Source organism: Streptomyces sp. NPDC093097 (assembly GCF_044754325.1).
GTDB lineage: Bacteria > Actinomycetota > Actinomycetes > Streptomycetales > Streptomycetaceae > Streptomyces.
Genome location: NZ_JBIVOW010000014.1, coordinates 225,292 through 231,291 on the forward strand (window position 1 = coordinate 225,292; position 6,000 = coordinate 231,291).

General features: G+C 65.4%; 7 protein-coding genes and 1 pseudogene. 4 read left to right on the plus strand and 4 right to left on the minus strand.

The genetic code is table 11. From position 1 onward, the window contains the following. Positions 1-708 precede the first annotated feature (708 nt). Positions 709-1,362, plus strand: coding sequence for a hypothetical protein (locus ACIQE0_RS24240; RefSeq protein ID WP_402335741.1), 654 nt, complete (start codon positions 709-711; stop codon positions 1,360-1,362). Between the two features lie 13 nt (positions 1,363-1,375). Here ACIQE0_RS24240 and ACIQE0_RS24245 read toward each other — a convergent pair whose 3' ends face one another. Beyond that, positions 1,376-2,143 (minus strand): transposase, encoded by a 768-nt coding sequence (locus tag ACIQE0_RS24245; protein ID WP_402335744.1) that lies wholly within the window; start codon positions 2,141-2,143, stop codon positions 1,376-1,378. A gap of 35 nt (positions 2,144-2,178) precedes the next feature. Between ACIQE0_RS24245 and ACIQE0_RS24250 the strand changes: the two are divergent. Continuing rightward, positions 2,179-2,391: pseudogene (locus ACIQE0_RS24250) on the plus strand (IS1380 family transposase); the annotation flags it as partial. A gap of 60 nt (positions 2,392-2,451) precedes the next feature. Here ACIQE0_RS24250 and ACIQE0_RS24255 read toward each other — a convergent pair. Next, positions 2,452-2,904, minus strand: coding sequence for a hypothetical protein (locus ACIQE0_RS24255; RefSeq protein ID WP_402335747.1), 453 nt, complete (start codon positions 2,902-2,904; stop codon positions 2,452-2,454). A gap of 3 nt (positions 2,905-2,907) precedes the next feature. Further along, positions 2,908-3,987, minus strand: coding sequence for an amidase domain-containing protein (locus ACIQE0_RS24260; protein ID WP_402335772.1), 1,080 nt, complete (start codon positions 3,985-3,987; stop codon positions 2,908-2,910). Here ACIQE0_RS24260 and ACIQE0_RS24265 point away from each other — a divergent pair. Then, positions 3,961-4,413, plus strand: a complete 453-nt coding sequence (locus tag ACIQE0_RS24265) for a hypothetical protein (RefSeq protein WP_402335775.1) — start codon at positions 3,961-3,963, stop codon at positions 4,411-4,413. The genes ACIQE0_RS24260 and ACIQE0_RS24265 overlap by 27 nt on opposite strands. A gap of 304 nt (positions 4,414-4,717) precedes the next feature. Here the strand turns inward: ACIQE0_RS24265 and ACIQE0_RS24270 are convergent, their stop codons facing one another. Beyond that, positions 4,718-5,149 (minus strand): hypothetical protein, encoded by a 432-nt coding sequence (locus ACIQE0_RS24270; RefSeq protein ID WP_402335750.1) that lies wholly within the window; start codon positions 5,147-5,149, stop codon positions 4,718-4,720. A 209-nt stretch (positions 5,150-5,358) separates the two neighbouring features. Here ACIQE0_RS24270 and ACIQE0_RS24275 point away from each other — a divergent pair, with 209 nt between their 5' ends. Continuing rightward, positions 5,359-5,676, plus strand: a complete 318-nt coding sequence (locus ACIQE0_RS24275; RefSeq protein WP_402335753.1) for a hypothetical protein — start codon at positions 5,359-5,361, stop codon at positions 5,674-5,676. Positions 5,677-6,000: the final 324 nt, after the last annotated feature.

Sequence of the window (6,000 nt, forward strand, 5' to 3'; positions counted from 1 at the left end):
AAGGCTTGGGCTCGTTCACTTCGAACGAGCCCAAGCCAGGGCGTGCTGACTTCGTGCTGACTTCCGCTGCCGTCCATTCCGGTCCAGTCGGGGGTGTTGTGCTGGATCGGTGCTGAGATTTGGTATTGACGGACGCGGACGTTCCCGACGCACCGGGGCCAGGCACGTTCGACCCCACAGCGCGTCACCGGCCCCACGTGGGCTTCCTCTCCGAAGGGGACCACGACGGCTCCGACGGTGATCTGCGGGGCCGTTTGGTACGGCCGTGATCCGTCCTTAATGTGTCGCACTCCCGCCTATGGAAATGGACAGCTATGAACCAATCCATGTGGACCGTGCCAGCCTTGGCTGATTTTCTCCAGAAGCCCGTCTCATGGGTTTACGACAATCACGAGAAGCAGGCCATCCCAAGTTTCCGCGTAGGGCAACAACTGCGGTTCTGGCCTAGCGAGATAAAGCAGTGGCTGGAGAACAACTGCCGGGAACGGGAGGCTGCATGAACCAGGAATGCAAGGAGCCCCCTGCACGCCGCTCCCCCGTTGCTTCAGCGGATGATGGACGCGGGGCGGCTGGGGCGGAAGTCGGGGGTCGGGGGTCGGGGTTCAACTCGCATTAAGGGCTGTCCCGTAATGCCAGGGACGGTTGTGGTCATGGCCATTGAGAGCGGGCGGTTGAGGGAGCCGGAAGCTGCCCGCCTACGCTGGGGCTGTGCAGCAGTCGGACGCTTTGTCGCATGGTTCTGATGTCTTGGTGGCGGCGTTCCCGTCTCGGCTTGCCGGGGACGTGCGGAGCGTTCTTGCTGTCATGCCGGTCGCCACGTTCTCGCCGGTTGGGCCCTTCCCCGTTGAGGTGCAGGGTGAGACGGTCACCATCCCCTCACGGATCTACCATGGCGAGCCGGACGCGGGCATGGAGAGGCCCCTCACCGGGACTCAGCAGCTGATCTTGCATTGCCTGTACTCCCGGCACGGTGACGGCAGAGTTCGCCAACGCCGTCTCGGACAGATCGTGGCGTCGAGCGAGCCGTGGGTGGCGCCGTTCGTTGTGCAGCTGATCGGCGAGTACGTTGTGGAGATCCTGGAGGAGATCCGCGAGGGACTCCCCGGCCTCGACGTCCCCGGCTCCTCTCAGCGTGTCCTGTATGGGGAGTTCATCACCCGGAACCCTTCGTTCTTCGCTCGGACGGAACGGCGTGTGGTGAGCTACTGGTCCTGCTACTACCGCTGGAAGTACCCGGTGTTCGGCACGTATCCGGGGAGCATCCTGGCGGAAGTGTTCCGGTCCGCCGCGTCGGAGCAGGTCGGTGTGCCGTGGCCCCGGCACACGCCGCCCCCGCTGTCGACCACGGGCCGGCCTGTCTGAGGCCGGTCATCGCCTACCCAGTGAGAACAAGGTTGTGCAGGCGGGCGATCCCGAGCATGGCATGATGCACGCCGTCACCTCTGAGACGGCAGTCACGGAGGATCTTCCAGCCCTTCATGCGGGCGAAGACGTGCTCGACACGGGCTCGCACCTGCTTGTGAGACTTGTTGTGGGCTTCCTTCCAGGTCGGCAATTCCAGCCCCCTGCGCCGACGGTGTGGCATCACGAGCCCGGTGCCCAGGTAGCCGCCATCGGCAATCGTGAGTGTTCGTCCGATAGCGGCTTCAGCGCCGGACTCAGCCCACGCCTTGCAGTCGTTGCGGCTGCCCGGCATCGGGCGGCCGGCCACGACGACCAGGCGGGTGCCGGCGTCGATGACGACCTGGTAATTGGTTGAGTACCGGTAGTTTTTCGACTGCTCCGCGACCGTGTGGTCGCGTGTAGGGACCAGGGTGCCATCCACGATGAGCACGGTGTCCTTGCGGAACCGCCTGCGAGCCCGGAGCCTGAGGAGCGGTCCCACGTGATCAATGATCCGGTCCGCTGCGGACTTCGAGATACCGAAGAGCAGAGCAAGCTGGCGCATCGTCAAGTTCGTGCGCCAGTACGGCGCAACGAGCAGTACCCGGTCGTCCAGAGACAGGCTCCACGGCCGTCCCCGCCGCCCGCCATCGGCACCCTCGCGGCGCAGCGCGGTCACCAACTTGCCGAAGCAGCACGGGCTCAGCCCGGCGAACGGGCCTATCCAGGTCGGCTCCGACGCGGTGATCACACCAGCCACATCGTGATCGTCTCACCTGTGGCCAGCAGTTTCAGGACTGCGTCCGCAAGGTTGGCCTTGACCGGGCAATGTCTGTGGCACTGGCACCGTGGCGCAAACCCCGGGCCGTCCATGACCCCGGGAAGGTCCTGTTGGACCTCGCGCTGGCGGTCGCGTTGGGCGGCGACTGCCTGGCCGATGTCGGCATGCTGCGGGCCGTGTTCGGGCCGGTTGCCTCCGAACCGACGGTCTCCCGGCCAGCAGGCCGACGGGACGCATCGAGGCCCGTGCCATGGCGCGGGCCTCGATGGGATCGGTCTCAGGAGCGGTCAGTTGTCACTGTCATGGAAAATGACGCTCCACTTGTCGGGTCCCTGGTAGAGGGAGAGGTCGAGTTGCTCGTTCTTCCCTTTGAAGGTGAGCGTCACGTCCTGGTTCTTGGCCGGGGACCGGGCGAAGTCGGCGGTGACCTCTCCCTTCGCCGCCGTGCCGTAGGCGCGCAGCCATGCCTTCGCGGTCTTCGCCTTGTCGGGCTGCACCACGTCCTCGTCCGGAGCGGCCAGCGCCTCCAGTCCGTCGGCGTCCCGGTCCGCGAGCTTCCAGACGAACCGCTGGGTGAGCACGAGCGTGTCCTTGGTGGGGTATCCCGTGACCTTCAGCGGCTCGTGCTTGCCGTAGTCCTCCTGGTAGGCGTCCGGCTCGCCGCTGCATGCCGTGGTCAGCGCCGCTGTCGCGGCCAGGACGATGGCGAGTGCGCCGTGGCGGAGAGCGTGGCGGGGCATGGTTCAATTCCTTCCGCGGGGACGCAGGATGACGACCTTCTCGATGTAGTTCGGCTTGTTGCGGTACCGGGCCAGGACCGCGTTGAGGGTTGTGGAGTTCTCTATGCCGTGCTGGCGCAGGTGGACCTGCTTGCCGTTGGCGACCACCACCGCCGCGTGGTTGTAACGCTTCTCCCGCTTCCACTTGAAGAGCATCAGGTCACCGGGCTTGGCCTGCTTGGCCGACTTGATGTGGGTGGCCTTACGGTACTTGATCATGTGGCGCCGGAAGTTCTCCGCTCCGGACCAGGTGTAGCTCTTGTTCTTCAACGTGCCGAAGAGGTAGTACTGCTGCCACCAGGAGCGGTCGTGCTTCCGTCCGCCGTTGCGGAACTTCATCTTGCCGCCGTAGTACAGGGCCTTGGACACGAAGTTGGTGCAGTCCTGGCCGTACTCCTTCTTGGTGTTGACGTGCTTCTTCGCCCAGTTCGCGGTGCCGGAGCCGGAGACGTTGGCACGCAGGACGGCGCCGGTCCCGGCGTCGTCGTTATCGTCGGCGGGGAACCCGTCCTCGTTCAGCTTGATCGGGAAGTCGTCGATGATGTCGTCGTCGTAGCCGTCGCTGTCCTCGGTGCCGGCGAAGGCACGGGGTCCCTGCTCCTCGGGGACCGCCACGTCCACCTCCGCCTCCGCGGCCGCGGTGGGCGAGAGCCGCTGCTCCACAGCCCTGTCGTCAGCCTCCGTCAACAGCACGGGCGTGCCGCCCTTGAGGGTGAAGGCGAACTGCTGCTGGGCGGGATGCCAGACCGGGTCGTTCTCCGACGCCGTCTGCAGCACGGCGTCGCGCTCATGGGTGACCCGCAGCAGAACACCGTCCCCGGAGCCCGTGTCGGGCGTAGCGAGGGCGTCGCTGAGGGTGCTGGCCATCGACGTGTAGCGGTTGCCCTGCCGCCCGAGAGCCTCCCGCGACTCGACGAGGTCGGGGCCCTGCGCGGTGAGCAGTGCCTCGAACATGGGCGCGCGCGAGCTGGCCTTGAGCGCGGTGTCGACGCTGGCGTAGGCACCGGTGAGGATGCCATTGCGGGCGTCGAGGTACTGCTGCACCGCCTCCCGGTACCGTGTCTTTTTCGTGACTTGGCGCTTCTGGAGCTGCAGAATCTGGTCCACGGCAGCGACGACTGCCTGCCGCTGAAGGGCCGCCTCGTCGGCTTCCACAAGGTCTACGTCGACCCGTCCGTCTCCTACCGGATGGTCATCCAGTTCCGCCCGGCCCCGGCCGCCTCGCACCACAAGCGCGAGATCTACCTCGTCGCCGCCGGTAGCCGGGAGGACTACGCGGTCTACCGCACGGCGCACCTCCGCACCGGCCCCCGCCAGGACGCCGGGACGGCCTCTGCCGCCGAGGCGCGCGTGCAGGCCGCTCGATCCCGCTCTCCCCTTGCGGTCGACCAGCCGACAACTGCCTCAGCAGCTCCTCCGGCAACAGCACAACTCACTACCGCCACTCACCGAAAGGCTCCCCAGCGATGACCACCAACCGCGCCCCTCTGGCCCGTACCGAACTGGCGGCCCTCCTCACCGATGCCGCGCAGAGCGTCTCCGGGATCCTCACGGCCGAGTACCCGACGGCCGCCAGCCGCTCCTACCTGCACCCCGTGCCTGGGGCACTCTCAGCCGGACCCCGAGTGGTCTGCGAACTGAACCGCAGCCTCGAAGACTTCGTAGCCACCGAGCCGCTCCCCGCCACGCCGGCAGGGCTGTTCGGCCTGGCCTCCTACGCCTCCGCGCTGGGATGGCTCACCGAGTCCGTCGCCGAACTGACCACCTCGGGCGATCAGATCTGCACGCGTGTGGGCATCCCCACGGAACCGCCGGACCCGACGTTCGCCGCGCCGGCAAGCATGAAGCAGGACACCGAGTTCGACTTTGCCTTCAGCGCCTTGGAGTTGGCGGCGCTCCGTACTGCGACGCATATGCCATCGCCGTCGAGAAGCGCCACCAGGAACAGCAGGCAGAAGCGAAAGCAGCCCAAGAAGAAGCACAGAAGAACGCGAAGAACAACTACCGCCCTCAGGACGACCCCAAGAACGATGACGTCGTCTTCGACAAGCACAGCAACGCCGGAGTCCCCGACAGCGTGCGTAACGTCGTCGGATTCTTCAGCCTGCGAGGGGCCTTCGCCAGTGCTGCACTCTTCATACTGGGCCGAACCGACGAGTCCAAGGAAGCCTTCAAGGGATTCATCGGACCGTTCTTCGCAGGGCAACTCGGAGGCTACTGGAGCGGCTCTGCCCTACGGATGGGCGGGGCGGTAGGCATCATCGGCAGGGGCGGCACCAGGCTGTTCGGGGGGCCGGTAGCCCTCGGTGCGACGGTCATCGACTACCTCCTACCCGAAGGTGGTCCGGTACGGTATATCGAGCCCGGTCCTCTCGGGCAACGCCCCGTCGCTCCTATCGCATGAGGTTGAAATAAATGGCAGACAAGGAGAACTGGCTGGGCTCGCTGAAAGGCGGCGGCTTCGCAAAGGGGTCGGTTGCCGGGCTTGGCGAAATGCTTGGTGAAATGTTCCTCGGCTGGCGCTCTCTTTTCCTTGGGTGCCTTGGAACATTTGCGGGGTTTGTCGGCGCTATTACCAACGATGGCCTGGCCATTCGGATGGCTGCCTTGGGTATCGGCAGCGTGTCCCTCGCGCTTGCGTGGGTGACGTGGAGATACATGAAGCGCAAGAAGAACGAGCGCAACATCAAGACCAGGACCGGAATGTCGCGTTCAAGCCAAGACCGCCATTGAGGGCAAGGAAACCGCTATCAACGCGCCCGGGCGTGTACAAGCCCATCGGTGAGCCAGGCAACACGAAGAAACGTTCCGCCCTCGCCCAGCTCCGCAGTACCGACTGATATGCCTGCAAATCCGGTGGAGACCTCTCTCGACGAGGAGGTTACTGACGGGGGATCACCGAATCCATGAGGTCCAGCGCCCCGGCGTCATGGACGTTGCTCCATCAACATGAACTTCTAAGCTTTACTTTTAACCCCGCCAAGATCATTCCTTGGTGGGGTTTGATGCTGAGGCCCTGAACATGGAGGCGGCCACCCGCAATTCTTCGGAGTGCTG

Bases quoted from the DNA above. Each gene is read 5' to 3' on its own strand.
- ACIQE0_RS24275 (WP_402335753.1), top strand. From the start codon at position 5,359: ATGGCAGACAAGGAGAACTGGCTGGGCTCGCTGAAAGGCGGCGGCTTC.
- ACIQE0_RS24255 (WP_402335747.1), bottom strand. From the start codon at position 2,904: ATGCCCCGCCACGCTCTCCGCCACGGCGCACTCGCCATCGTCCTGGCC.